The 26,957-nt window shown below is 72.5% G+C and carries 5 protein-coding genes; all 5 read right to left on the minus strand.

The features are described 5' to 3' along the window. Positions 1–15: 15 nt before the first annotated feature. Entirely contained in the window at positions 16–19,809 is a 19,794-nt protein-coding gene (locus tag BJ964_RS05820) for a non-ribosomal peptide synthetase (RefSeq protein ID WP_188119713.1), read from the minus strand. Continuing rightward, positions 19,806–24,752, minus strand: coding sequence for a non-ribosomal peptide synthetase (locus tag BJ964_RS05825; RefSeq protein ID WP_188119714.1), 4,947 nt, complete (start codon positions 24,750–24,752; stop codon positions 19,806–19,808). Before BJ964_RS05825 ends, BJ964_RS05820 begins: the two co-directional genes overlap by 4 nt. A gap of 32 nt (positions 24,753–24,784) precedes the next feature. Beyond that, entirely contained in the window at positions 24,785–24,997 is a 213-nt protein-coding gene (locus tag BJ964_RS05830) for an MbtH family protein (RefSeq protein WP_183217013.1), read from the minus strand. 33 nt (positions 24,998–25,030) lie between these two features. Beyond that, positions 25,031–25,972 (minus strand): TauD/TfdA family dioxygenase, encoded by a 942-nt coding sequence (locus BJ964_RS05835; RefSeq protein ID WP_188119715.1) that lies wholly within the window; start codon positions 25,970–25,972, stop codon positions 25,031–25,033. 66 nt (positions 25,973–26,038) lie between these two features. Beyond that, the gene (locus tag BJ964_RS05840) at positions 26,039–26,920 is read right to left on the minus strand and encodes an AfsR/SARP family transcriptional regulator (protein ID WP_188119716.1); all 882 of its coding nucleotides are present in this window, start codon (positions 26,918–26,920) and stop codon (positions 26,039–26,041) included. Positions 26,921–26,957 lie beyond the last annotated feature (37 nt).

The following is a 26,957-nucleotide window of genomic DNA, read 5'->3' on the forward strand; positions in this document are numbered from 1 at the left end:
GCCGTGGACGGTGATCTATCGGGAGCGCAGCCGGGCGGCGACGGTCTTGACGACCTGCTCACCGGCGTCGCCGTTGGTCATCACGCAGAGCCCGTCACCGGACCTGAGCGCGATCACCGACAGCCCGTGGTAGCCGGTCGGCGTGCCGCCGTGACCGAACTCGGTCTCGGCGCGTGCGTCGACGACCGTGCCGAGCCCGTACAGGCTGTCCTCGTAGGGGGTGAGCATCAGGACCGCGGTCTCCCGCCGGAGCAGGGCCTGCGGGCGGCCCAGGGCGGACCGTCGCAGCTCGATCGCCACCCGGGCCAGGTCGGCCGGCGTGGACCAGAGACCGGCCGCGGCGGCGTCCGGGCGGACCCGCCAGCCGCCCTCGATCGGCTCCCCGTCACGGTCGTGGCCGTGGGCGACCGGGCCGGCCGACCGGGCCGGGTGGTCCTGGCCGAAGCCGCTGTCCACCATGTTCAGCGGGTCCAGCACCAGCCGGCGCATGAGCCCGTCGAACGGATCCCCGGTGACGTCGCCGAGGACCTGCTGCACCACCACGTAGTGGACGTTGGCCTTGCGGAAGCCGGCGCCGGCCGCCTCGATCCGGGTGACCCCGTCGAGCAGGCCGGTGAGCGACGGCACCGGGCCGCCCGGGAGGAAGCCGCCGCCCGGGGTGGACGACAGGCCGGAGCGGTGCGCCAGCAGCTGCCGCAGCGTGACCGGGCCGTCCCCGGCGGGCACCTGCCAGCCGGTCAGGTAACGGTTCACGTCCTCGTCGAGGTCGAGCCGGCCCTCGTCGACCAGCCGCAGCACGGCCAGCGCGGTCAGGTGCTTGCTCAGCGAGCCGGCCTGGAACGGCGTCCGCCCGGTGACCGGGACACCCGCCGCGGCCCGGCCGAACGTCTCGACCTCGACCAGTTCGCCGCCGGCGATGACGGCCACGCTCAGGCCCGGCACGTGGTGCCGTTCCATGGCGTCGCGCCACTCCTGGCGGGACACCAGGCCGGGCGCGGCCACCTGCGGAGCGGCCTTGGCGGCGGCCTCGGTCGCGATCTGCTCGTCGACCGCCTCGGCCAGCGCGGCCAGGGTCCGGTGCTGGTACATCATGAACAGCGACAGCGGGAGCCCCCGGCGCTGGGCGGTCGCGACCGCCTTGATCACCAGGATGGAGTGGCCGCCGAGCGCCAGGAAGCCGTCGCCACGGCCGACCCGCTCGACGCCGAGCAGCTCGGTGAAGACCTCGGCGAGGCCGCGCTCGGTCTCGGTGACCGGCGGCTCGAAGTCGTCCATCGACAGCGAGTGCTCGGGCAGGGCGCGCCGGTCCAGCTTGCCGTTGGCGTTCAGCGGCATGACGTCCAGCTCGACGAACGCGGCCGGGACCATGTAGTCGGGCAGCCGCTCGTCGCAGAACGCCCGCAGGCCGGCGGCGGAGCCGACCACGTACGCGGTCAGCCGGTCGTCGACCAGCAGCACCCGGGCCTCGGTGACCGCCGGGTGCTCGTTCAGCACCGCCTCGATCTCGCCGATCTCCACCCGGTAGCCACGGATCTTGACCTGGTCGTCGGAACGGCCCAGGTACTCGACCACCCCGTCACCACGCCAGCGAACCACGTCACCCGAACGGTAGAGCCGGGAGCCGGCCGGACCGTACGGGTCGGGCACGAACCGCTGAGCGGTCAGCGTGGGACGGTCCAGGTAGCCCCGGGCCACGCCCTCGCCGCCGACGAACAGCTCGCCCACCGCCCCGACCGGGACCCGGTTGAGCCGCTCGTCGAGGACCCGCATCACCATGCCGGGCAGCGGGGCGCCGATCGGCACCACGCCGGAGCCGGGGTCGGCGGGCACCCGGTGGATGCAGGTGCCGACGCTCGCCTCGGTCGGGCCGTACTCGTTCACGATCCGGCCGGACGGGGAGTAACGACCGGCCAGGGCACTGGGCAGCGCCTCGCCGGCCACCACGATCACGCCGGCCAGGCCGGTGACCCGCTCCGGGCTGAGCTGGTGCGACAGCACCTCCAGGTGACCCGGCGTCAGCTTGAGGAACGCGAACGGAGCCGCGGCCTCCAGGCGTGCGCCCAGCTCGGACAGGTCCAGGTCCTGCGGCAGCATCTCGACCGGCTGACCGGCCAGCAGCGGCGCCCACACGTTCGGCACCACCAGGTCGAACGCCACCGAGGAGAAGACCGCTCCGCCCGTACCCCCGCCGATCAAGGAACCAGCGACGGCCAGATCCCGCACCGCCCAGCCGACGTGGTTCGCGAGGCCGCGATGCGACACCGCGACACCCTTCGGCCTACCGGTCGAACCCGAGGTGTAGATGACGTAGGCCAACTCGTCGGGATCGACGTCGACCGGCTCGAACGCCACCGGCTCCAGGCCCTCGACCCGGATCACCGGACCGTCGACGGTCCGATCGGAATCGGTCACCAGGGCGGCCGCGCCGTCCAGCATCGACTCCACCCGCGCGGCCGGGAAGGACGGGTCCACCGGGATGTACGCGGCCCCGGCGAACCAGGTGCCCAGCAGCGCGGCGTGCAGCCACGGACCCCGATCGACCAGCACACCCACCCGGTCGCCGCGGGACACGCCCGCGTCTTTGAGGGAAGCCGCGACCGCACCGGCCCGGCCCAGCAGCTCGGCGAACGACAGCTCGAAACCGTCGCCGCGGACCGCGACCGCCTCCGGGGTACGGGCGGCCTGCCCGGCGAAGGACAACGGCACCGGACGGGCGGTCACCGCGCCCTCGGCCGCCGACTCCCAGCCGGCGACCGTCTCGGCCTCACCGACCGGCAGGAACACCCGGGTGGCGTCACCCTCCGGGTCGGCGGCCATCGCCTCCAGCACCGAGCGGTACATCGAGGCGAGCCGGGAGACGTGCTCGCGGGACAGCAGCTGGAGGTTGCAGCGCAGGTGCAGCAGGCCCGGGCCGGTCGAGATGGACAGCCCGAACTCGTTGCTGCTGTGGCCGAGGCTGTCGCCGACCGCCACCTCACCGTCCAGGCTGGAGCCCAGCCCGGTGAAGTCGTGGTAGCTGAAGTAGGCCTCGATCATCCGGCCGCCGTCACCGTGGCTGCGCTCGATCTGCGGCATCGGGAAGTGCCGGTGCTCCCACACCTCCCGCTCCCGGGCGAAGGTGGCCGCCACCAGGTCCCGCCAGGTGCGGGCGCCCCGGTCGTGGCGCAGCGGCAGCACGTTGAGGAACATGCCGTGCACCCGGTCGGCGTCCGCGGACTCCGGCCGTACGTGGTGGGTCAGCCCGGACAGGAACGACGACTCCGGGGTGAGCCCGCCGAGCACGTTGAGGTGTGCGGCCAGCAGCGTGCTCTTCATCGGGGCGCCGGCCCGTGCGGCGACCGTGCGCAGGCCGTCCTCCAGGTCGGCGAACGGGATGTCCACGACGATCGTGCCGCCCGGTTCGCCCTCCGCGACACCCCAGCCGGCCGGGAGCGAGAACCGCGGGCAGTTCTCCACCTGCGAGCGCCAGAACTCCTGCTCCGACGCGGAGGCCAGCGCGGCCAGCTCGGCGGCGACCGTGTCGGCGAACCGCAGCGCCGGCGGCGCCCATTCGACCGGACGGCCCTCGATCAGGTTGTGGTACGCCTCGAACAGCTCGACGAACAGCGTCCGCCGGCTCCAGCCGTCCAGCACCACGTGCGAGTTGATGGCGGTGAGCTGCCAGCTGCCGTCCGCGCACCGGTGCACGGCGAGTTTCAGCAGCGGCGGCCCGGCCGGGTCGAGCGGGTGCCGGCCGGCGTCGGCGACGAACAGCTCGATCTCCGCGGCGGTCTCGGCCTCGTCCAGTCCGCTCAGGTCCGCGACCGGGACGATCACCGGCACCTCGGTGTGCACGAGCTGCATCGGTGTCGAGTAGCCGTCCAGGCTGACGGTGCTGCGCAGCACGTCATGGCGGGGCGCGAGCAGGGCCGCGGCGGCCCGGAACCGCTCCGCGTCGAACGGGCGGCCGTCACGGATCCGGACGCTGGTCACCACGTGGTACGGCGGGTGCTCCCCGCCGACCAGCATCTCGACCTGCATGCCGGTCTGCGCCTGGAGCAGCGGGTACGCGTCGTCCAGGCCGTCCGGCAGCAGCGCCCGGTCGTCCTCGCTGATCAGGCTGAACGGCTGCACCGGGGCGGCCGGCGCGGCGGCTCCCGCACGCTGGGCCAGCAGCGCGGCCAGCTCACCCAGGACCGGGCGCCGCATCAGGTCCTTGACCTCGACGTCGTACCCGTGGTCGCGGAGCGTGCCGATGAGCACCACGGCCCGGATCGAGTCGCCGCCGATGTCGAAGAAGCTGTCGGTGACGCCGGCCCGGTCGATGCCGAGCACCGACTGCCACATCTGCGAGACCGAGGCCTCCAGCGGGGTACGCGGGGCGACGTACTCGCCGCCGCTGCGCCACTGGCCGGCCTCCGGCGCGGGCAGGGCCCGCTTGTCCAGCTTGCCGTTGGTGGTCAGCGGGATCGCGGCGATCGGGACCAGCGCGGCCGGGACCATGTACTCGGGCAGGGTGCGGGAGATGGTCTCCCGGATCGCCCGCGGGTCCGGGGTCCGGCCCTCGGCCGGCACGACGTAGCCGACCAGCCGGCCGTCCGCGCCGAGCACGGTGACCGCCTCGCGGACCCCGTCGCAGCCGCTGATCGCGGCGCTGATCTCGCCGAGCTCGATCCGGAAGCCGCGGATCTTCACCTGGTCGTCGGCCCGTCCGAAGAACTCGAAGGTGCCGTCCGGGCGCTGCTGGGCGAGGTCGCCGCTGCGGTACATGCGGCTGCCGGCCGGGCCGTAGGGGTCCGGCACGAACCGCTGCGCGGTCAGCGACGGGCGGCCCAGGTAGCCGCGGGCCACGCCGGGCCCGGACACGTAGATCTCGCCGGTGACACCCGGCGGAACCGGGTTGCCGTCCGAGTCCAGCAGGTGCATCTCCAGGTCGGAGAGGGGCCGGCCGATCGGATTTCCCGCGCCGGGCGCGAGGTCGCGCTTGGTGAGCCGGTGGTACGTGGTGTGCACGGTGGTCTCGGTGATCCCGTACATGTTGACCAGCGCCACCCGGCCCAGTCCGGCCCGGTCCACCCACGGCTTGAGCTCGGCCACCTCCAGCTTCTCGCCGGCGAAGACGACCGCGCGCAGGCTGAGCAGCTTGATCCGCCGGTCGCCGTCGGCCGCCGCGGTGACCACCGAGCGGAAGGCGGTCGGCGTCTGCGACAGGACGGTGACCTGCTGGTCGACCAGGAGGTTCAGGAAGTCCTCCGGCGAGCGGGACACGTCCCGCGGCACGACCACCAGGCGGCCGCCGAACGCCAGGGCGCCCCACATCTCGAACACCGACACGTCGAAGGCGTACGAGTGGGCCATCGACCACACGTCCGCGTCGTCGAACGCGTAGTGCTCCTGAGCGGTGTCGAGCAGGCGGGTCACGTTGCGGTGGGTCAGCACCACGCCCTTGGGCCGGCCGGTCGAACCGGAGGTGTAGATCGTGTAGATCACGTTCTCCGGAGTCGCCACCCGCGGCGGGTTGTCGATCCTGCCCTCGGTGGGCGGCAGGATCAGCTTCCCGTCGAACACATCGGACAGGCCGGGCGCCAGCGCGGCCGAGGTGACCACGATGTCCGCGCCCGCGTCCGCCAGCACGTAGCCGAGACGCTCGACCGGGTTGGCCGGGTCCAGCGGCAGGTAGCCGGCGCCGGACTTGAGCACGCCCAGCAGGGTCGGGACCAGGTCCACGCCGCGTTCCAGGTGCACGCCGACCAGGTCCTCCGGTCCCACGCCGGCGTCGCGCAGCAGCCACGCGAGACGGTTCGCCCGGGCGTTGACCTCGGCGTACGTGAGCTCGTCATCGCCCGCCACGACCGCGACAGCATCGGGGTCCGCGGCCACCCGGGCCTCGAACAGCTCGTGTGCGAGCGGGTCGTGTGCGAGCGGGTCGCCATCGTGAAGCACTGTCGCCTCCTCGTCGAGTCCGGCGGCGATCCCGGTCAGAACCGACCGGTACTGCGCCGCGAGTTGGTCCGCGTACCGCGGGGCGAGCAGCACGCCGTCGGTGGCGATGCCGATCCGGCGGTCGCCGAACGCGTGCACCGACAGACCGAAGTCGTTGGCCCGCTGGTTGACCGCCACGCCCTGGTCGACGATCTCGCCGTCGACCTGGTGGAAGTCGATGTAGTTGAAGAGCACGTCGATCAGCCGGCCGTCGACGGCCGCGTCCCGCTGGATGCGGGACAGCGGGTACTGCCGGTGCGCCCAGACCTCCGTCTCCTGCTCCAGGACCCGGGTGAGCAGCTCACGCCAGGTCCGGGCGCCGGCGCGGTGCGGGAACGGCAGCGAGTTGAGGTGCATGCCGAGCACCCGCTCGGCGCCGACCGCCTCGGGCCGCCCGTGGAACACCACACCGGTGTGGAAGGCCGGCGCGCCGGTGACGCGGCCGAGCACCTCCAGGTGGGCGGCGAGCAGCAGGGTCTTGAACGGGACACCGGCCTCGGCCGCACGGGCCCGCAGGTCTCCTGCCAGGTCGTCGATCGGGACGCTCACCCCGTACGCCTCCGGCTTGTCGCCCGGAGTGACCGCCCACGCGGCCGGAACGTCGAACCGTGCGTGCTCCTCGACCACCCGCTTCCAGAACGCGGCGTCCTCCGGGTCGCGCAGCGACGCCAGCTCGCCGGCGATGACGTCCGCGTAGCGGACGGCAGGCGGCTCGTAGGCGGCGGGCGCGCCGGTGTCGCGGATCTCCCGGTACGCGTTCGCCAGCTCCATCTCGAAGGTGGCGCTGCTCCAGCCGTCGGTGATCACGTGCGAGCAGGTGATCAGCAGCCACCAGGTGGTGTCGTTCTCCACCAGCGCGGCCAGCCGCATCAGCGGCGCGGACCGGAAGTCCAACGGGTTCGCCCGCTCGGCCGCCACCTCGGCGGTGAGCAGCCGCTCGTCGGCGCCGCGGGCGTCCACCACCCGCACCGGCACCTCGGCGGTCCCGTGCACGATCTGCATCGGCACCGAGTAGCCGGTGAGGTGCACCGACGTCCGCAGGTTCTCGTGCCGGGCGGTGATCACCCCGACGGCGCGGCGGAACGCGGCCTCGTCGAACGGCCGGCCGTCGGTGATCCGCCGGGCGGCCACGTTGTGGTAGGTCCGGCGCTCGCCGCTGGCGAAGTACTCGGCCACCATGCCCAGCTGGACCTCGCCCAGCGGGTAGGCGTCCACGGTTCCGGCCGGGAGCAGGGCCCGGTCGGCGGCGCTGATCAGCGCGTACCGCTCGGTGACCGTCTGCGCCGCGACGCCCGCTCCCCGGCCGGCCAGGACGGCGGCCAGGTCGGCGACCGTGCGCTGGGCGAAGACGTCCCGCACGGTCAGGTCGAAGCCGTGGCCGCGGAGCGCGCCGACCACCGCGACGGCCCGGATGGAGTCGCCGCCCCGCTCGAAGAAGCGGTCGCCGCGGCCGATCGGGGCGGCGCCCAGCGCTCGCTGGAACGCCTCGGCGACGGCCGTCTCGATCGCGGTCATCGGGGTGTCGTCGACGGTCTCCGGACCGGCGGCCGGCGGCTCGGGCAGCGCCCGGCGGTCGACCTTGCCGTTGGCGTTCAGCGGCATGACGTCCAGCTCGACGAACGCGGCCGGGACCATGTACTCCGGGAGGCGCTGCTCGCAGAACGCGGCAACCCCTTCGGAAGACCCGGTGATGTACGCGATGAGCCGTCCCCCCACGAGCAGGACGCGGGCCTCGGTGATCGCCGGGTGCTCGTTCAGCACCGCCTCGATCTCGCCGATCTCCACCCGGTAGCCACGGATCTTGACCTGGTCGTCGGAACGGCCCAGGTACTCGACCACCCCGTCACCACGCCAGCGGACCACGTCACCCGAACGGTAGAGCCGGGAGCCGGCCGGACCGTACGGGTCGGGGACGAACTTCTGCGCGGTCAGGGTGGGACGGTCCACATAGCCCTGGGCCACACCGGTTCCGCCGACGCATAGCTCGCCCAGGGCGCCGACCGGCACCTGGTTGAAGCGCTCGTCGAGGACCCGCATCACCATGCCGGGCAGCGGGGCGCCGATCGGCACCACACCCGTACCGGGGTCGGCCGGCACCGGGAAGATACAGGTGCCGACGCTCGCCTCGGTCGGGCCGTACTCGTTGACGATCCGGCCGGACGGCGAGTAGCGGCCCGCCAGCGTGCCGGGCAGCGCCTCGCCGGCCACCACGATCACGCCGGCCAGGCCGGTGACCCGCTCCGGGGTGAGCTGGTGGGAGAGCACCTCCAGGTGGCCGGGGGTCAGCTTGAGGAACGCGAACGGGCCGGCCGAGTGCAGGCGTGCGCCCAGCTCGGACAGGTCCAGGTCCTGCGGCAGCATCTCGACCGGCTGACCGGCCAGCAGCGGCGCCCACACGTTCGGGACGACCAGGTCGAACGCCACCGAGGAGAAGACGGCTCCGCCCGTACCCCCGCCGATCAAGGAACCAGCGACGGCCAGATCGCGCACCGCCCAGCCGACGTGGTTCGCGAGGCCGCGATGCGACACCGCGACACCCTTCGGCCTACCGGTCGAACCGGAGGTGTAGATGACGTAGGCCAGCTCGTCGGGGTCGACGTCGACCGGCTCGAAGGCGGCCGGCTCCAGGCCCTCGACCTGGATCACCGGACCGTCGAACGCGGTGTCCGCGTCGGTGACCAGGGCGGCCGCGCCGTCCAGCATCGACGCGATCCGGGCCGCCGGGAACGCCGGGTCGACCGGCACGTAGGCGGCGCCGGCGAACCAGGCGCCCAGCATCGCGGCGTGCAGCCACGGACCCCGGTCGACCAGCACACCCACCCGGTCACCGCGGGACACGCCCGCGTCTTTGAGGGAAGCCGCGACCGCACCGGCCCGGCCCAGCAGCTCGGCGAACGTCACCTCGAAGCCGTCGCCGCGGACGGCGAGCGCCTCCGGGGTACGGGCGGCCTGCTCGGCGAAGGACAGCGGCACCGGGCGGTCGGTGACCGTGCCCTCGGCGGCCGGTTCCCAGCCGGCGATCCGGGCGGTGTCGTCGGCGGGCAGGAACACCCGGCCGGCGTCGCCCTCCGGGTCGGCGGCCATCGCCTCCAGCACCTGGCGGTACATCGAGGCGAGGCGGTCGGCGTGCTCGCGGGACAGCACCGACGTACGGGTCTTGAGGGTGAGACCGCCGTTGGAGGTGGTGACGGTCAGCCCGAACTCGTTGGTGCCGGTGCCGAAGCCCGCCGCCAGGTCGATCCGCTCGCCGTCCAGGTTGTGGAAGTCCTGGTAGTTGAAGATGACGTCGACGAGCCGCCCGGTGCCGCCGGCCAGCCGGGAGACCCCGGCCATCGGGTAGCGGCGGTGCGGCCACATGGCCACCTCGGCGTCGAAGACCGCGCGGACCAGCTGCCGCCAGGTGGTGGCCGACCGGTCGTACGGGAAGGGCAGGGTGTTGAGGAACATGCCGTGCACCCGGTCCGCGCCGAGCACCTCCAGCCGGGTGTCGCAGACCAGCCCGGCGTGGAAGGCCGGCTCGTTGGTGAGCTGGCTGAGCACCTTGAGGTGGGCGGCGAGCAGCACGCTCTTCACCGACGTCCGGGAGCTCATGGCGAGCCCGCGCAGCGGCCCCTCCAGGTCCATGGCCGGAACCGTGATCTGGTACGCCTCGTCCGGCCCGGTCGTGTCACCCCAGGCGGGCAGGCGGAACGGCATCCGGTCGTCGACGACGCCCTGCCAGAACTCCCGGTGCGCCGGGGACTCCAGCGCGGCCAGCTCGGCGGCGACCGTGTCGGCGAACCGGACCCCGAGGGCGTCCGGCCGCGCCGGGGTGGCGCCGTCGCGCAGCGCCCGGTAGCAGTCGACGAGCTCCATCAGCATCTCGTGCTGACTCCAGCCCTCGGTGATCATGTGGGACCGGGACAGCGCCAGCCACCAGCCGTCGTCCGCGACCAGGGCACCGATCCGCAGCTGCGGGACGGCGGCCGGGTCGATCGGCCGGGACTGCTCGCCGGTGACGTAGTCGTTCAGCGCGGCGTCACGCGCCGCCTCGTCCAGGCCGCGCAGGTCGACCACGCCGACCGGCGGCTCGGCCCGCTCGTGCACCAGCTGGAGCGGGATCGAGTAGGTGGACAGGTCGAACGACGTCCGCAGCGCCTCGTGCCGGGCGCAGACGGTACGGACCGCGGCCCGCAGCGCGTCCACATCGAACGGCGCGTCGTCGATCACCTTGTAACCGCCGGTGCTGTGGTAGTGCGCCACCTCGCCGGCCTCCAGCTCGAACAGCATGCCGGCCTGCGCCTGGAGCATCGGGTAGGCGTCCGCCACCCCGTCCGGCACGAGCCGCCGGTCCGCCTCGCTGATCAGCGCGAACGGCGCGGTGGCCCGGTGCGGCTCGGCGGGCGCCGTCCGGCTGCCGATCAGCTCGGCGAGCCCGGCGACGGTACGCCGCTCGAACACGTCGGTGACCGAGACGTCGTGGCCGGCCGCCCGGACCGCGCCGACCAGGCTGACCGCCCGGATCGAGTCGCCGCCCAGGTCGAAGAACGAGTCCTCGACACCGGCCTGCGGCAGGTCCAGCACCTGCGCCCAGACCAGCGCGAGCTGCTGCTCCAGCGGGGTGCGCGGGGCGACGCCGGTGGCGGCCGGGAGCTGCCCGCCGTCCGGGGCGGGCAGGGCCCGCTTGTCCAGCTTGCCGTTGGTGGTCAGCGGGATCGCGTCGATCTCGACCAGGGCGGCCGGGACCATGTAGTCGGGCAGGGTGCGGGAGATCGTCTCGCGGATCGCCCGGGTGTCCAGGCGGCCGTCGGGAACCAGGTAGCCGACCAGACGGCCGTCGGCCAGGACGGTGACCGCCTCGCGGACGCCGTCGCACGCCGAGAGGGCTGCGCTGATCTCGCCGAGTTCGATGCGGAAGCCGCGGATCTTGACCTGGTCGTCGGCGCGGCCGAGGAATTCGAGCCTGCCTTCGCTGGTCCAGCGGGCCAGGTCGCCGCTGCGGTACATGCGGGTGCCGGGCTCGCCGAACGGGTCCGGGACGAACCGCTGTGCGGTCAGGGCTGCTCGACCCAGGTAGCCGCGGGCCACACCCGGGCCGGCGACGTAGATCTCGCCGGGGACACCGATCGGGACCGGTTGACCGGCCTGGTCCAGTAGATACACCGACAGGTCCGGCAACGCCACACCGGCCGGGCTCACCGACGTGTTGACTAGATCCATTGCCGTCAACTCGTGCACAGTCACATGGACTGTGGTCTCAGTGATGCCGTACATGTTGACCAGCGCAACCTTGCCGGCCCACGGCTGGATCTCGGCGATCTCCAACTTCTCGCCACCGAACACCACCGACTTGAGCGACAACCGCTCGTCCCCCGCAAACGGCGTCAACGAGCGGAACGCGGTCGGGGTCTGCGACAGGACGGTGACCTTCTCGTCCACCAGTAGCTGGAAGAAGTCCTCCGGCGAACGGGCGATCGACCGCGGGACGACCACGACGGTGCCGCCGTACATCAACGCGCCCCACATCTCGAACACCGAGAAGTCGAACGCATACGAGTGCACCAACGACCAGACATCGTTGTTTTCGATGCCGAGTTCGGTGCGGCACACCTCCATCAGGCGCACGACATTCGCGTGCGTGAGCATGCAGCCCTTCGGACGACCCGTCGAGCCGGACGTGTAGATCGTGTAGATCACGTTCTCCGGGGTCGCGACCGTCGGCGGGTTATCGGTCCGGCCCTCCCTCTCGTCCAGAATGATCAACTTGCCGTTGAACACTTCGGCCAAACCGGGCGCTAGATCAGCCGTCGTCACGACGATCTCGGCGCCCGCGTCCTGCACCACGTAGCCGAGGCGCTCCATCGGGTTCGCCGGGTCCAGCGGCAGATAGCCCGCACCGGACTTGAGCACACCCAACAGCGCCGGCATCAGATCCGGGCCACGCTCCAGGTGCACACCGACCAGGTCCTCCGGGCCCACCCCGGCATCATGCAGCAGCCACGCGAGACGGTTCGCACGGGCGTTGACCTCGCCATACGTCAGCCGGGACTCCCCCGCCACCACGGCGAGCGCGTCCGGGTTCTCCTTGACTCTGGCCTCGAAGAACTCGTGCGCCAGCTTTTCCGATGTAGTCCCGGCGACCGGCGGGACCACCACGGCGGCCCGCTCGGCCGGCGGCAGGTAGGTGGCCCGCGCGTCACCGCTCGTACCGTCGGCGGCCATGCCCGCCAGGACGGCCCGGTACATGCCGGCGATCCGGTCGATGTTCTCCCGGGACAGCAGGTGGGTGTTGCTGCGCAAGCCGAGGACGCCGCCGATGGCGGTCACCGCCAGCCCGAACTCCATGGCGGTCCGGTTGATGCCGTTGCCCTCGTCGACCACGTCACCGTCGTCGAGCAGGTGGAAGTCGAGGTAGCTGAAGAACGTGTCGATCAGGCGCTGCCCGGCCGAGGCGATCGCCGGCATCGGGTAGGACCGGTGCGGCCAGGCGGCCGCCTCGTCGTCGAACACCCGGCGCACCAGGTCGCCCCAGGTGGCGGCATCGCGGGCGGACGGGTGCGGCAGCGTGGTGATGTACATGCCGATCAGCCGCTCGGAGCCCTGGACCTCGGGCCGGACGTGCCCGACCAGGCCGGTGAAGAACCGCTCCGCGCCGGTGAGCTGGCTCAGCACCTTGAGGTGGGCGCCGAGCAGCACCGCCTTGAACGGGACGCCGGCCGTGGCGGCCAGCTCACGCAGGCCCGGCTCCAGGTCCGAGAAGGAGAACCCGCCGTCGATCCGCTCGGCCGGTACGGTCAGGTCGCCGTGCCAGTCCTGCGGCAGGGTGAGCGGCTCGTACTCGCCGACCAGCCCGTTCCAGAACTCGCGGTCGGTGTCCGAGGCGAGTGAGGTCAGTTCGGCCGCGACCGTGTCGGCGAACCGCACCGGCGGCGCGTCGTAGCCGACCGGGGTCCCGTCGCGCAGCCCGCGCAGCGCCTCCACCAACTCCTTGAGCAGCTGGTGGTAGCTCCAGCCCTCCAGCAGCGCGTGGCTCTTGGTGAACGACAGCCGCCACGAGTCGCCGGTCTGCACGTGCACGTTGATCCGCAGCAGCGGCAGCGTCGTCGACAGGTCGAACGGGTTGCCCCGCTCGGCGGCGGCGAACGCCTCCAGCGTCCCCCGCAGCTCGGCCGGGTCGACGTCGCGCAGGTCGTGGCAGGCCACCGGGATGGTGACGTCGTGGTGCACGAGCTGCATCGGCACGCTGTATCCGGTCAGGTCGACCGACGTACGCAGGATGTCGTGCCGCCGCGCGACCAGGGTGACCGCCTCGCGGAACAGGCCGGCGTCGAACGGCGCGTCGTCGCGGACCAGGAACGACGTGAAGTCGTGGTAGTTGGCCCGCTCCCCGGAGGCGAGCGTCTCCACGAGCATGCCGGTCTGTGTGCGCAGCAGCGGGTAGGCGTCGTCGAGGCCCTCCGGCAGCCGGGCCCGGTCGTCGTCGCTGATCAGCTCGAACGGGGCCACCGCACGTACCGGGGTGGGTTGAACGGTGTTGCCGGTCGCCGACGCGCACAGCGCCGCCACCGTGGTGTGCTCGAAGACGTCCAGCACGCCGACCGCGAATCCGGCCGCCTGGAGCGCGCCGACCAGGCTGACCGCCCGGATCGAGTCGCCGCCCAGCTCGAAGAAGTCGTCCTCGACGCCGACCCGCTCCAGCTTGAGCGCGTTCGCCCAGATCGCCGCCATCCGCTGTTCGCCGGGCGTGCGCGGGGCGACGTACCGGTCATTGTCGTAGGTCTGCTCGCCGGGCGCGGGAAGCGCGCGCCGGTCGAGCTTGCCGTTGTTGGTCAGCGGGATCGCGTCGATCTCGACGAACGCGGCCGGGACCATGTACTCGGGCAGGGTGCGGGCGAGGGTCTCGCGGATGGCCCGCGGGTCGGGGGCGTGACCGACCAGGTAGCCGACCAGGCGGCCGTCGACCAGCACGGTGACGGCCTCGCGGACGCCGTCGCAGGCCGACAGGGCGGCGGAGATCTCGCCCAGCTCGATCCGGAAACCACGGATCTTGACCTGGTCGTCGGCGCGGCCGAGGAACTCCAGGGTGCCGTCGGCGCGGCGGCGGGCCAGGTCGCCACTGCGGTACATGCGGCTGCCGGCCGGGCCGAACGGGTCCGGCACGAACCGCTGCGCGGTGAGCGACGGACGGCCCAGGTAGCCGCGGGCCACACCGGGACCGGACACGTAGATCTCGCCGGAGACACCGAACGGCACCGGGTGGCCGGACGCGTCGAGCAGGTAGACGCCGAGGTCGGCGAGCGGGTCGCCGACCCGGTTCATGCCGGGGTCGGCGATGTCCAGCTCGTCGAGCCGGTGGTACGTGGTGTGCACGGTGGTCTCGGTGATCCCGTACATGTTGACCAGCGCGACCCGATCCAGGCCGACCCGGTCCACCCACGGCTTGAGCTCGGCGACCTCCAGCTTCTCGCCCGCGAAGATGACCGCGCGCAGGTCGAGGCGGTCGATCCGCTCGTCGCCCTCGCCGGCCGCCGTCACGATCGACCGGAACGCGGTCGGCGTCTGCGACAGGACGGTGACCCGCTGGTCGAGCAGCAGGTTGAGGAAGTCCTCGGGCGAGCGGGCCACCGAGCGGGGCACGACGACGATGCGGCCGCCGAAGGCCAGCGCACCCCACATCTCGAAGACCGAGACGTCGAAGGCGTACGAGTGGGCCAACGACCACACGTCGGAGCTGCCGAAGGAGTAGTGCTCCTGCGCGGTGTCGAGCAGCCGGGTCACGTTGCGGTGGCTGAGCACCACACCCTTGGGCCGGCCGGTCGAACCGGAGGTGTAGATGGTGTAGATGACGCCGTCCGGGGTGGACACCCGCGGCGGGTTGTCGGTCCGGCCCTCCTCTGGCGTCATGATCAGCTTGCCGTCGAACACGTCGGCCAGTCCGGGCGCCAGCTCGGCCGAGGTGATGACGATCTCCGCTCCCGCGTCCTCCAGGACGTAGCCGAGACGTTCCAGCGGGTTGGCCGGGTCCAGCGGCAGGTAGCCGGCCCCGGACTTGAGCACCCCGAGCAGCGTCGGGACCAGGTCCACGCCGCGTTCCAGGTGCACACCGACCAGGTCCTCCGCGCCCACCCCGGCGTCGCGCAGCAGCCACGCCAGGCGGTTGGCGCGGGCGTTGACCTCGGCGTACGTCAGCTCGACGTCACCCGCGACCACCGCGATGGCGTCGGGCCGCTCGGCCACCCGGGCCTCGAACAGCTCGTGGGCGAGCACGTCGGTCCCGGCGCGAACGGCCGGCGGGGCCACCAGCGCCGCCCGCTCGGCCGGCGACAGGTAGACGGCCAGCGCGTCACCGCGGGCGCCCTCGGCGGCCATGCTCTGGAACACGGCCCGGTACATGGCGGCCAGGTTGTCGGCGGCGGCGGTCGTCAGGTGGCGGCGGTTGGCGGTCAGGATCAGGTAGCCGGCCCGGGACGCGACGGTCAGCGGGAACTCGGTCGGGCTGTCGTCCATGCCCGAGGCCGCGTCGACCACCTCGGTGTCCAGCTGACGGAAGTCCTGGTAGTTGAAGTAGACGTCCATGATCCGGCCGCTGCCCTGCCACTCGCGCAGCACGGCCGGCAGCGGGAAGCGGCGGTGGCCCCACAGGTCCACCTCGGCCGCGAACACGTCCCGGACCAGGTCACCCCAGGTGCGGGCGCCACGGGCGTACGGGAAGGGAAGGGTGTTGAGGAACATGCCGTATACCCGGTCGGCGCCGGTCACCTCGGGCCGGACGTCGCAGACCAGGCCGCTGTGGAACGACTCCTCCTCGGTGAGCTGGCTCATCACCTTGAGGTGGGCGGCGAGCATGACGGCCTTCATCGACGTGTCGGTCGCGGCGGCCAGCGCGCGCAGCCCGGACTCCAGGTCACGCCAGGAGAAACCGGTCTTGTACGGGGCGGCCGCCGGCGCCTCCGGGTCACCCCAGCCGGCCGGCAGGCTCAGCGGGGCGTGCGAGCGGACCAGGTCCCGCCAGTAGGCGCGGTCGTCCTCCGAGTCGAGGGCGGCCAGCTCGCCGGCGATCGCGTCGGCGAACCGGATCGGCGGCGCCTGCACCTCCTCCGGCGTGTTCCCGGCCCGCAGGGTGAGGTACGTGGTGACGAACTCCATGAGCAGCGAGTGGTAGCTCCAGCCCTCGAGGATCGGGTGGCACTCGACCAGCGAGAGCCACCAGCCGCCGAGACCGGTGGTGGTGTGCGCGTGGAACCGCATCAGGCCCGGAACGCTCATGTCGAACGGGTTGGCGCGCTCGCGGGCACCGAACTCCTGAACCTCGGTCCGCACCTGCTCGGCGGTCATCCCGGAGCAGTCCCAGACGTCGGTGGTCATCTCGGCGTGGGCGTGCACCAGCTGCATCGGGCGGGAGTACGCGGTCAGCTCGATCGAGGTGCGCAGGACGTCGTGCCGGGCCAGCACGATCCGCCCGGCCTCGGCGAACGCGCCCGGCAGGAACGGCTGGTCGTCGTGGATCCAGTACGCCGACACGTTGTGGTAGTTGTTCTGCCCGTCGTCGGCCAGCATCTCGATGACCATGCCGAGCTGGTTCTGGCCGAGCGGGTAGGCGTCGACGATCCCGTCCGGCAGCAACGCCCGGTCCGCCTCGTCGATCAGCTCGAACGGACTCACCGGCCGGTAGGCGGCGTCCGCGCTGGTCTCACCGGCGAACTCGACGAGCCGGGCCACCGTACGGTGCTCGAACACGTCCCGGACGCTGACCTGATAGCCGGCCTCGCGCAGGGCGCCGACCAGCGCCACCGCCCGCATCGAGTCGCCGCCCAGCTCGAAGAAGCTGTCGGTGACCCCGACCCGGTCGGCGCCGAGCACGGCACGCCAGACCGCGGCGACGGCCTCCTCGGCGGGGGTACGGGGGGCCACGTACTCGCCCGCGCTCCGCAGCTGGGCGCCGTCCGGGGCGGGCAGGGCCCGCCTGTCCAGCTTGCCGTTCGCGGTGAGCGGGATCGCGTCGATCTCGACCAGGGCGGCCGGGACCATGTAGTCGGGCAGGGTGCGGGCCAGCTCCTCGCGGACGGCGGCCCGGTCCAGGTCGCCCTCGGTGACCAGGTAGCCGACCAGGCGGTCGCCGGCCAGGACGGTGACCGCGTCACGGACACCCGCACAGGCCGAGAGGGCGGCGGAGACCTCGCCCAGCTCGATCCGGAAGCCGCGGATCTTGACCTGGTCGTCGGCGCGGCCGAGGAATTCGAGCCTGCCTTCGCTGGTCCAACGGGCCAGGTCGCCGCTGCGGTACATGCGGGTGCCGGGCTCGCCGAACGGGTCCGGCACGAACCGCTGCGCGGTCAGCGACGCACGGCCCAGGTAGCCGCGGGCCACACCGGGACCGGCGACATAGATCTCGCCGGGCACCCCGACCGGGACCGGCTGACCGGCCTGGTCCAGCAGATACACCGACAGATCCGGCAACGCCACACCGGCCGGGCTCACCGACGTGTTGACCAGATCCTGTGCCGTCAACTCGTGCACAGTCACATGGACTGTCGTCTCAGTGATGCCGTACATATTGACCAGCGCAACCTTGCCGGCCCACGGCTGGATCTCGGCGATCTCCAGCTTCTCGCCACCGAAGACCACCGACTTGATCGACAGCCGCTCGTCTCCCGCGAACGGGGTCAGCGACCGGAACGCGGTCGGCGTCTGCGACAGGACGGTGACCTTCTCGTCCACCAGCAACTGGAAGAAGTCCTCCGGCGAACGCGCGACCGAACGAGGGACGACCACGACCGTGCCGCCGTACATCAACGCGCCCCACATCTCGAACACCGAGAAGTCGAACGCGTACGAATGCACCAACGACCACACGTCATCGCTTTGAATGCCCAGCTCGGTGCGGCACACCTCCATCAACCGCACCACGTTGGCGTGCGTGAGCATGCAGCCCTTCGGGCGGCCGGTGGAGCCGGAGGTGTAGATCGTGTAGATCACGTTCTCCGGCGTCGCGTTTCTGGGCGGATTGTTCGTCCAGCCGTCCTCAGGAAGCGTGATCAGGCGACCGTCGAACACTTCGGACAACCCGGGCGCCAGCTCGGGGGACGTCACGACGATCCTCGCGCCGGCGTCCTGCACCACGTAGCCGAGGCGCTCCATCGGGTTGGCCGGGTCCAGCGGCAGGTAACCCGCACCCGACTTGAGCACACCCAACAGGGTGGGGATCAGGTCCGCGCCACGCTCCAGGTGCACACCGACCAGGTCCTCCGGGCCCACCCCGGCATCGCGCAACAGCCACGCCAGGCGGTTGGCCCGGGCGTTGACCTCGGCGTACGTCAGACGGGTCTCCCCCGCCACGACAGCGATCGCGTCCGGATTCTCGGCGGCCCGGGCCTCGAAGAACTCGTGCGCCATCAGGTCCACCCGAGGGCCCTCGACCGGCGGGACCACCACGACGGCCCGCTCGGCCGGGCTGAGGATCTCGATGTCCGGCAGCCGGATCTCCGGGTCGGTCACGGCGGCGGCCAGGACCCGCTGGAAGGCGCCGGCCAGCCGGGACGCGGTGGCCGGGTCGAACAGCGCGGTCGCGTACTGGAGGCGGCCGTGGATCGTGCCGTCCGGGCGCTCCTGCATCTGGAGGGTGAGGTCGTACTTCGCGATGCCGTCGTCCTCACCGAACGGCTCGGCGGTCAGGCCGGCGAACTGGAGCACGTCGAGGCGGTACTCGTGCAGGGTGAACGCGGTCTGGAAGATCGGCGTACGGGACTGGTCGCGGTCCGGCTGGAGTTCGTCGACCAGCCGCGCGAACGGCACGGCGTGGTGGTCGAACCCGTCCAGCACGGTGGCCCGGCCCCGGCGCAGCAACTCGGCGAAGGAGCCGTCGCAGTCGGCCCGCATGACGAGCGTGTTGATGCAGTAGCCGAAGACGCGCTGGAGGTCGGCGTGGGCACGCCCGGAGACGACCGTGCCGACCGCGACGTCGTCGGTGCCGCTGAACCGGGACAGCATCGCCTGGTACGCGCTGAGCAGGACGGTGAAGGCGGTGGTGTCGAACTCGCGGGCCCGTGCCCGGACCCGGTCGGCGAGCTCGGCCGGCACGTCGAACACCACGTCGGCGCCGTCGTGGCTACGGACCGGCGGGCGGGGACGGTCGATCGGCAGCGAGATCGGCTCCAGTCCGGCCAGCCGCTCCCGCCAGTAGGAGAGCTCCCGCTCGCCACGTTCGCCGGCGAGTTCCCGGCCCTGCCACTGGGCGAAGTCGGCGTACTGCACCGGCAGCTCGGGCAGGGCCGGCGCCTCGCCGCGGACCAGCGCGTTGTAGGCCACGCTCAGCTCGGAGCCGAACATCCGGGTCGACCAGGCGTCACAGGCGACGTGGTGGAAGACGACGGCCAGCACGTGGTGGTCGTCGCCGAGGCGGAGCAGCGCGCCGCGTACCGGCCAGTCGGTGGCCAGGTCGAACGGCGCCTGGAGGTCGCGCCGGATGAACGCCTCGACCTCGGCCTCGGGGCGGCCGGTCAGGTCGATCTCGGGCAGGGCGACCGGGCGGGGCGCGTCGATAACCTGCACCGGCTCGACACCGCGCAGCTCGATCCGGGTACGCAGCACCTCGTGCCGGGCACAGACGTGCTCCCATGCACGGCGCAGCACGTCGACGTCGAGCGGGCCGCGCAGCCGCATCATCAGCGGGACCAGGTACTCGATGCTGTTCGGGTCCAGCCGGCTGAGGAACCACATCTGCTGCTGGCCGTGGCTGAGCGGCAGCACGCCGTCGCGGTCGGCGCGGGGAATCGTGTCCCGGCGGGCCGCACCGGACTGCCCGGAGAGCCGCTTGCGCAGCAGCTCCGCGCGGAGGTCGGCGACGTTCCTGGTGGACTGCTGGGCGGTCATGCCTGGGGCTCCTCGGTCATGGTGAGGTCCGCGACGACCTCCGAGTCGGACATCTGGTCGATCTCGTCACGGATCAGGTTCTCGATGAGCTCCGCCATCTGGACGATCGTGGGACCCTCGAAGACGGCGCGGACGGGCAGCGTGACGCCGAACTCGTCCTGGATGGCGGCGATCAGGCGGATCGCGATGATCGAGTTGCCGCCGGCGTGGAAGAAGCTCTCCCGGGGGCCGGCGGCGATCCCGCACTTCTCCCGCCAGAGCTGCTGGACGTACTCGGCGACCGGCGACAGCGGCTCCTCGTCCCGGTTCGCGTCCGACGGGGCCGGGTCGGGCAGCGCCGACCGGTCCACCTTGCCGTTCGCGTTGAGCGGGATGGCGTCGATGGCGAGGAACCCGGTGGGCACCATGTAGTCGGGCAGGATCCCGGCGCAGTGCTCGCGCAGGATGGCGTCGGCGACCGGGGCCGGCCCGACCGGCACCCAGCAGGCCACCAGCCGCGTGTTCTCGCCCTGGTCGTCGACGAGGATGCGGGCGTCGGCCACGCCGGCGTGCTCGCGCAGCACCGCCTCGATCTCGCCGATCTCCACCCGGTAGCCACGGATCTTGACCTGGTCGTCGGACCGGCCGAGGAACTCGACCGCGCCGTCGCCCCGCCAGCGGGCCACGTCACCGGAGCGGTACATGCGGGAACCAGCCGGGCCGTACGGGTCCGGCACGAACCGGGCGGCGGTCAGATCGGGACGGTCCACATAGCCCCGGGCCACCCCGGTGCCACCGACGAACAGTTCGCCGACACCGCCGACCGGCACCTGGTGGAACCGCTCGTCGAGGACCCGCATCACCATGCCGGGCAGCGGGGCGCCGATCGGCACCACACCCGTACCGGGGTCGGCCGGCACCGGGTGGATGCAGGTGCCGACGCTCGCCTCGGTCGGGCCGTACTCGTTGACCAGCCGGCCGGCCGGTGAGTACCGGCCGGCCAGGGCGCCGGGCAGCGCCTCGCCGGCCACCACGATCACGCCGGCCAGGTCGGTGACCTGCTCCGGGGTGAGCTGGTGGGAGAGCACCTCCAGGTGGCCGGGGGTCAGCTTGAGGAAGGCGTACGGTCCCGCCGCGGTGAGCCGGGAGCCGAGCTCGGCCAGGTCCAGGTCCTGCGGCAACAGGTGGACCGGCCGGCCGACCAGCAGCGGCGCCCACACGTTCGGGACGACCAGGTCGAACGCGACGGACGAGAAGACGGCGCCACCGCCGGCGCCGGCCGATGCGAGGTCCCGGACCGCCCAGTTCACGTGGTTGGCGAGGCCCCGGTGGGTGACCGCGACGCCCTTGGGGCGGCCGGTCGAACCGGAGGTGTAGATGACGTAGGCCAGCTCGTCCGGGTCGACCTCGACCGGGGTGAACAGCGTCGGCACCAGGCTGTCGACCACGGTCACCGGGCCGTCGAACACCCCGGCCCGGGACGCGTCGGTGACCAGCGCGGCCGCGCCGTCCAGCATGGACTGGGCCCGGGTCACCGGGAAGTCCGGGTCGACCGGCACGTAGGCCGCCCCGGCCAGCCACACCCCGAGGAGCCCGGCGTGCAGCCACGGTCCGCGCTCGATCAGCACGCCGACCCGGTCGCCGCGGCGGACTCCGGCGTCCCTCAGCGAGCGGGCCACCGCCCCCGCCCGGGTGAGCAGTTCGCCGAAGGTGAGGGTGAAGCCGTCGCCGCGGACCGCGATCGCCCGCGGCGTACGGGTGGCCTGCTCGACCAGCCGGACCGGCACGACGGCGCCGTCGATCGCCGGCTCGCCGTGGCTCCAGCGGTCCAGGTCGGCGGCGTCGGTCCCGGTCAGGGCGCTCAGCGCGGCCAGCGGGGCGCCGGGCGCGGCGGCCGCCTCGGCCAGGACATTTTCGAGGGTACGGGCGATGCGTCCCGCCGTCTCCGCGCCGTACAGGCTGGTGGCGTATTCCAGGCCGCCGACCAGTCCACCGTCCGCGGAGGGGCGCAGCAGCAGCGTCAGGTCGGTGTGGGTGACCCGCCACATCTGCCGGATGGTGTCCAGGTCGTCGTCGACGGCCTCGTTGAAGTCGGCGCCGTGCAGGTCGAAGGCGGCCTGGTAGAGCGGGGTGCGGGACAGGTCGGGCTCGGGCACGATCCGGTCCACCAGCAGGTCGAACGGCAGCTCCTGGTGGGCGAAGGCGTCCCGGGTGACGGTCGAGAGCCGGGTCACCGCCTCGGTCACCGTCGACTCCGGGTCGAGCTTGCAGCGCAGCACCAGGTTGTTGAGGAAGAACCCGACCACGCCGTCCAGTTCGGCGCGGCCGCGGCCGGCGACGACGGTGCCGACCGGGATGTCCCACTGGCCGCTGTAGCGGGCCAGGACCAGCGCGTAGACGGCGAGGATCGTGGTGAACCGGGTGGCGCCGGTGGCGGCCGCCAGGTCGTCCAGCGAACGGACCAGGGCCGGCGGCACGGTGACCGGAACGATCGAGCCCTTCCCGTCGCGGATCTTCGGGCGCGGGTGGTCGGTGACCAGGGTGAGCGGCGCCAGCCCATCGAGGACGGTCGCCCAGTGGCCGAGTTCGGCCTCGACGACCTCGTCGGTGAGCCGGTCGCGCTGCCAGGCGGCGAAGTCGGCGTACTGGATGTCGAGTTCCGGCAGCTCCGGCGTGCGCCCGGCCGCCAGAGCGCCGGTGACCTGCGCGAACTCGCGCTCCAGCACGGCCGCCGACCAGCCGTCGGTGGTGATGTGGTGCATGGCGACGGCCAGCAGGCGGCGGCCGTCGGAGACGTCGAGCACCACGGCGCGCAGCAGCGGCTCGGCCCCGTCCAGGGCGATGCCGCGGCCGAGCAGGGCGGCGATCCGCTGCGGCAGGTCGGCCGGGGTGGTGCGCTGCTCGCCGACCTCGACGGTGAGCCCGGGGCGGATGAACTGGAGCGGCTCGCCGTTCACCTCGCGGTATTCGGTGCGCAGCGACTCGTGCCGGGCCACCAGGATGTTCAGGGCCCGCTCGGCGAGGTCGCGGCCGGCGCCCTCGGGCAGCCGGAACAGCAGGCCGGCCATCCATTCGGGGCTGGCCGGGTTGAGCCGGTCCATGAACCACAGGCGGCGCTGACCGCTGGACAGCGGCAGGCCACCGGCACGGTCGGCGCGGGTGATCACCGATCCGGCCCGGGCGCCGTCGAGCAGCCGGGCCTGGGCCCGCAGGGTGGGCGCGTAGAGCAGGGCGCGCAGGTTGAGGTCGGCACCGGTCCGCGTACGCAGGTCGGAGAGCAGTTTGGTGAGTTGCAGCGAGGTGCCGCCGAGCTTGAAGAAGTCGTCCTCGACGGTCAGTTCCCGGTCGCCGAGCAGTTCCTGCCAGGCGCGCTGGATGACCAGTTCGGAGGCGGTGGACGGCGCGGCCCCGGTGGGCGCCTGCCCGGTCGGAGTCTCGTCGGGGTGCGGCAGGGCGCGGCGGTCGACCTTGCCGCTGGCCACCTGCGGCAGCGCGTCGAGGTGCAGGAACCGGCCGGGCACGTGCGACTGCGGCAGCCGGTCCAGCAGGTGGGCCCGCAGGAGTGCGTCCAGGTCCGGTCCGGCGCCGGTACGCGGCACGATGTAGCCGGCGAGCCGGGCGGCGCCGTCGGCGAGCCGGTAGGTGGTGACGGCCGCGGCCACGACGTCCGGGTGGGTGGCGAGGGCCGCCTCGATCTCGGCGGGCTCCAGGCGTACCCCGTTGACTTTGACCTGGTCGTCGAGGCGGCCCAGGTATTCCAGCTGCCCGTCGGCGCGCCAGCGGACGCCGTCGCCGGTCCGGTAGACGCGGCCGCCGTCCTTGGCCAGCGGGTCGGGCACGAACTTCTCGGCGGTCAGGTCCGGGCGGCCGAGGTAGCCGCGGGCCAGCCCGGCGCCGCCGATCAGCAGCTCGCCGGGGACGCCGACGCCGACGACCCGGCCGCGCTCGTCGACGACCTGCACCCGGGTACGCGGGAGGGGCCGCCCGATCGGGATCGGCCCGGACAGCTGGGCCGGGTCGACGCGGGTGGCGAGCGAGTTGATGGTGGTCTCGGTGGGGCCGTAGACGTTCCAGACCTCGACGTCGGCGAGGCCGAGCAGGCGCTGGACCGGTTCGGCGTGCAGCTGTTCGCCGCCGGAGACGACGAGCCGCAGCGTTGCGCAGCCCGCCCAGCCGTCCTCCTCGACCAGGGTGTGCAGGATCGACGGGACGACCTGCATGACGGTGACCGCGTGCTCGGCGATGACCCGCAGCAGGGTGGCCGGGGCGGTGTCGTCGGCGGGGGCGAGCACGAGCGTGCCGCCGCACACCAGCGGGGTGAAGATCTCGAAGGCGTGCGCGTCGTAGACGAGCGAGGTGCGCTGGAGCATCCGGTCGCCGGAGTCGATGCCGACCTCGCGTACCGCCCAGTCGAGGAGGTTGGCGAGGCCGCCGTGGGTGACCACGACGCCCTTGGGGACGCCGGTCGAGCCGGAGGTGTGCTCGACGTAGGCGACGTCGTCGGCGCTGATCGTCACCGGCGGCGCGGTGACCGGCCGGGTGGCCAGGTCGGCGGCGAGCGCGGCCTGGTCGAGCGGCTGGGCGCCGGCCGCGGTGACCGTGCCGGCGCCGGTGGCGTCACAGAGCACGAGCGCGCAGCCGGAGGCGGTGAGGATCCGGTCGATCCGGTCCTGCGGGTGGTTCGGGTCGAGCGGCAGGTAGGCGGCTCCGGTGCGCCAGACTCCGAGCAGCCCGACGATCAGGTCGAGGCCGCGGCCGAGCAGCACACCGACGTGTGTGCCCGGGCGCGCGCCCCGCTCCCGGAGAAGGTCGGCGAGCTGGGCGGAGCGGATGTCCAGTTCCCGGTAGGTGAGCCGCCGGACGCCGTCGATGACGGCTACGGCGTCCGGCGTCAGCACTGCCTGGGAGCCGATGAGGTCAGGCGTGAGCGCCGTGGTGGCCTGGGTGCTCAGGATTGCGGGCATGGCAGTGCTGTCTCCTCAGAACGGATCGGATGTCAGGCGGCGGCCTGCTCGGCCATGCGGCGGCGCAGGCTGGCCGGGCGCATGTCGGTCCACACCGTCTCGATGTGTGCCAGGCACTCGTCCTGGCTGCCGGCGAAGCCCTCGGCGGTCCAGCCGGCGGGCAGGTCACGGTCGTTCCACCAGATCGAGTACTGCTCCTCGTCGTTGCGGACGACGCGGTGGCTGGCGGTGTTCTGCTCGGACATCTGAACTCCTATTTCAAGAAAGGTGGAAGGGGGTCAGTCGGTCATCGCGACGAGGACGCGGCGGCTGCCGGTGAAGGACCGCCGGCCGTGCGCGACGAGCAGGTTGTCGAAGACCATGACGTCGCCGACCCGCCAGTCGACGTCGACCGCGTTCTCCAGGCCGCGGTCACGGACCTGGATGACGTACTCGTCGGGGATGGTGCTGCCGTCGGCGAACGTCACGTACTGCGGCAGCTCCTCGGGCGGGAGGATCTGGGCGAGCGCCTTGGCGGTGTCGTCGCCCAGGGCGGCCGGGTGCCACTGGTCGGACTGGTTGAACCAGACCTCGGTCCCGGTCACCGGGTGCCTGGTGGTGGACGGGCGCGGCTGTTCGACGTGCAGGCTGCCGTCCTTGCGCCAGGTCCACTCGGCGCCGGCCGTCGACAGGTAGTCGTCGACCGCCGCCCGGTCCCCGGTCTCGAACGTGTCCTGCCAGCTCTTGCCGAGGCCCTGGCCGCCGTGCAGGTTCTGGGTGTAGCGGACCCCGCCGGCGAACGCCTCGCGCACCTCGGGGTCGAGTGACTCGAGCCAGAGCGCGGCGTCCACCAGCGGAGTCGCGCCGCCGGTCTCCGCGGCGATCTGGCAGTAGAACGCCAGCCGGCTGGGCCAGCTGGTGGCGTACGACATCTCGTTGTGCATGGAGATGGTGAACTCGGACGGGTACTCGGTGGAGGTGTAGAGGTTCGATCCCACCTTGGTGCGCGGCGAGTTGCCGTTGACGTACGCGAGCCGGCGCGGCAGCAGCCGGTCGAAGACGCCGTCGAGTTCCTCGGGCCGCACTCCGAAACCCCGGAAGACCAGGGCCTTCTCCCGTACGAGGAGGTCGTCGAGCTCGGCGCCGAGGGCGTCGAGGTGGTTGATGAGGGCCTCGGTCGTCGCCGCGGCCCCGATGTCCTGTGCCGTGATGTCCAACGGCTTCCAGCTCTGCCCGGCCATCGAAGCGGTTCCTTCCCTGTGGTGGCTGAGGTCGTGCGCAGCGTCCCGCGACGGGCTATAGCCGCCCTATACGTGTTTCAGCAGGTGAAGGAGGCCGGGCATGCGGAACTGGCTGGCGCCGCGGTCGACGGCGACCTCCTCGACCAGCCGGGCCTCGACCAACATGTCGAGGACCTGTTCGGCCGTCACCAGCGAGGAGGGCTCGTCGAACACGTCGCTGAGCAGCACCTCCTGGTACGCATGGGTGAGCGCCTCGCCGGGGTTCACGCCGAGCTGGTCGGCCAGGGTCCGGCGGGCCCGGTCGTAGGCGACCAGGGCCTCGGAGCGGCGGCCGGCCCGGTGCAGGGCCAGGACCAGCTGGGCCCGGAACCGTTCGCGCAGCGGGTAGCGGGCCACCAGCTCGGTCAGCTCGGGGATGATCTCCAGGCTGGCGCCCAGGTCCAGCTCGGCGTCGGCCTTGCGTTCGCAGGTGAGCGCGTAGGCCTCGTCCAGCCAGGGCAGATGCCGCTCGGACAGCGGCTCGGCCACGTTGGTGAGGGCGGGGCCACGCCACAGTGACAGCGCCTCGCGCAGATCGTCGACGCCGGCGGCCCGGTGGCCGTCGGCCAGCCGTTCAGCGCCACGCGCGGCGAGTTCCTCGAAGTCGAACAGGTCGACGGCGGCGTCGCCGATGTCGAGGGTGTATCCGGCGTGCTCGCGCACGATCTTCACCTGGAAGTCGAGGCGCTTGCGCAGCCGGGAGACGTACGTGTAGATCTGCGCGTCCACCGTGGCCGGCGGATCCCAGCCCCACAGCAGGTCGCTCAGTTCTCCGTGCGGCACGACCTTCCCGCGCGCCAGCAGCAGCGCGGCGAGCACAGTCGTGATCTTGGAACCCGGCAGCATGACACGACGTCCGTCGCGCCACACCTCCACCGGACCCAGGACTCGGAACTCAAGGTCACTCACGATTCCACCTCCGCACCCGGCACAAGGCCGGGGTACA

It is taken from the genome of Actinoplanes lobatus (assembly GCF_014205215.1).
Classification (GTDB): Bacteria; Actinomycetota; Actinomycetes; order Mycobacteriales; family Micromonosporaceae; genus Actinoplanes; species Actinoplanes lobatus.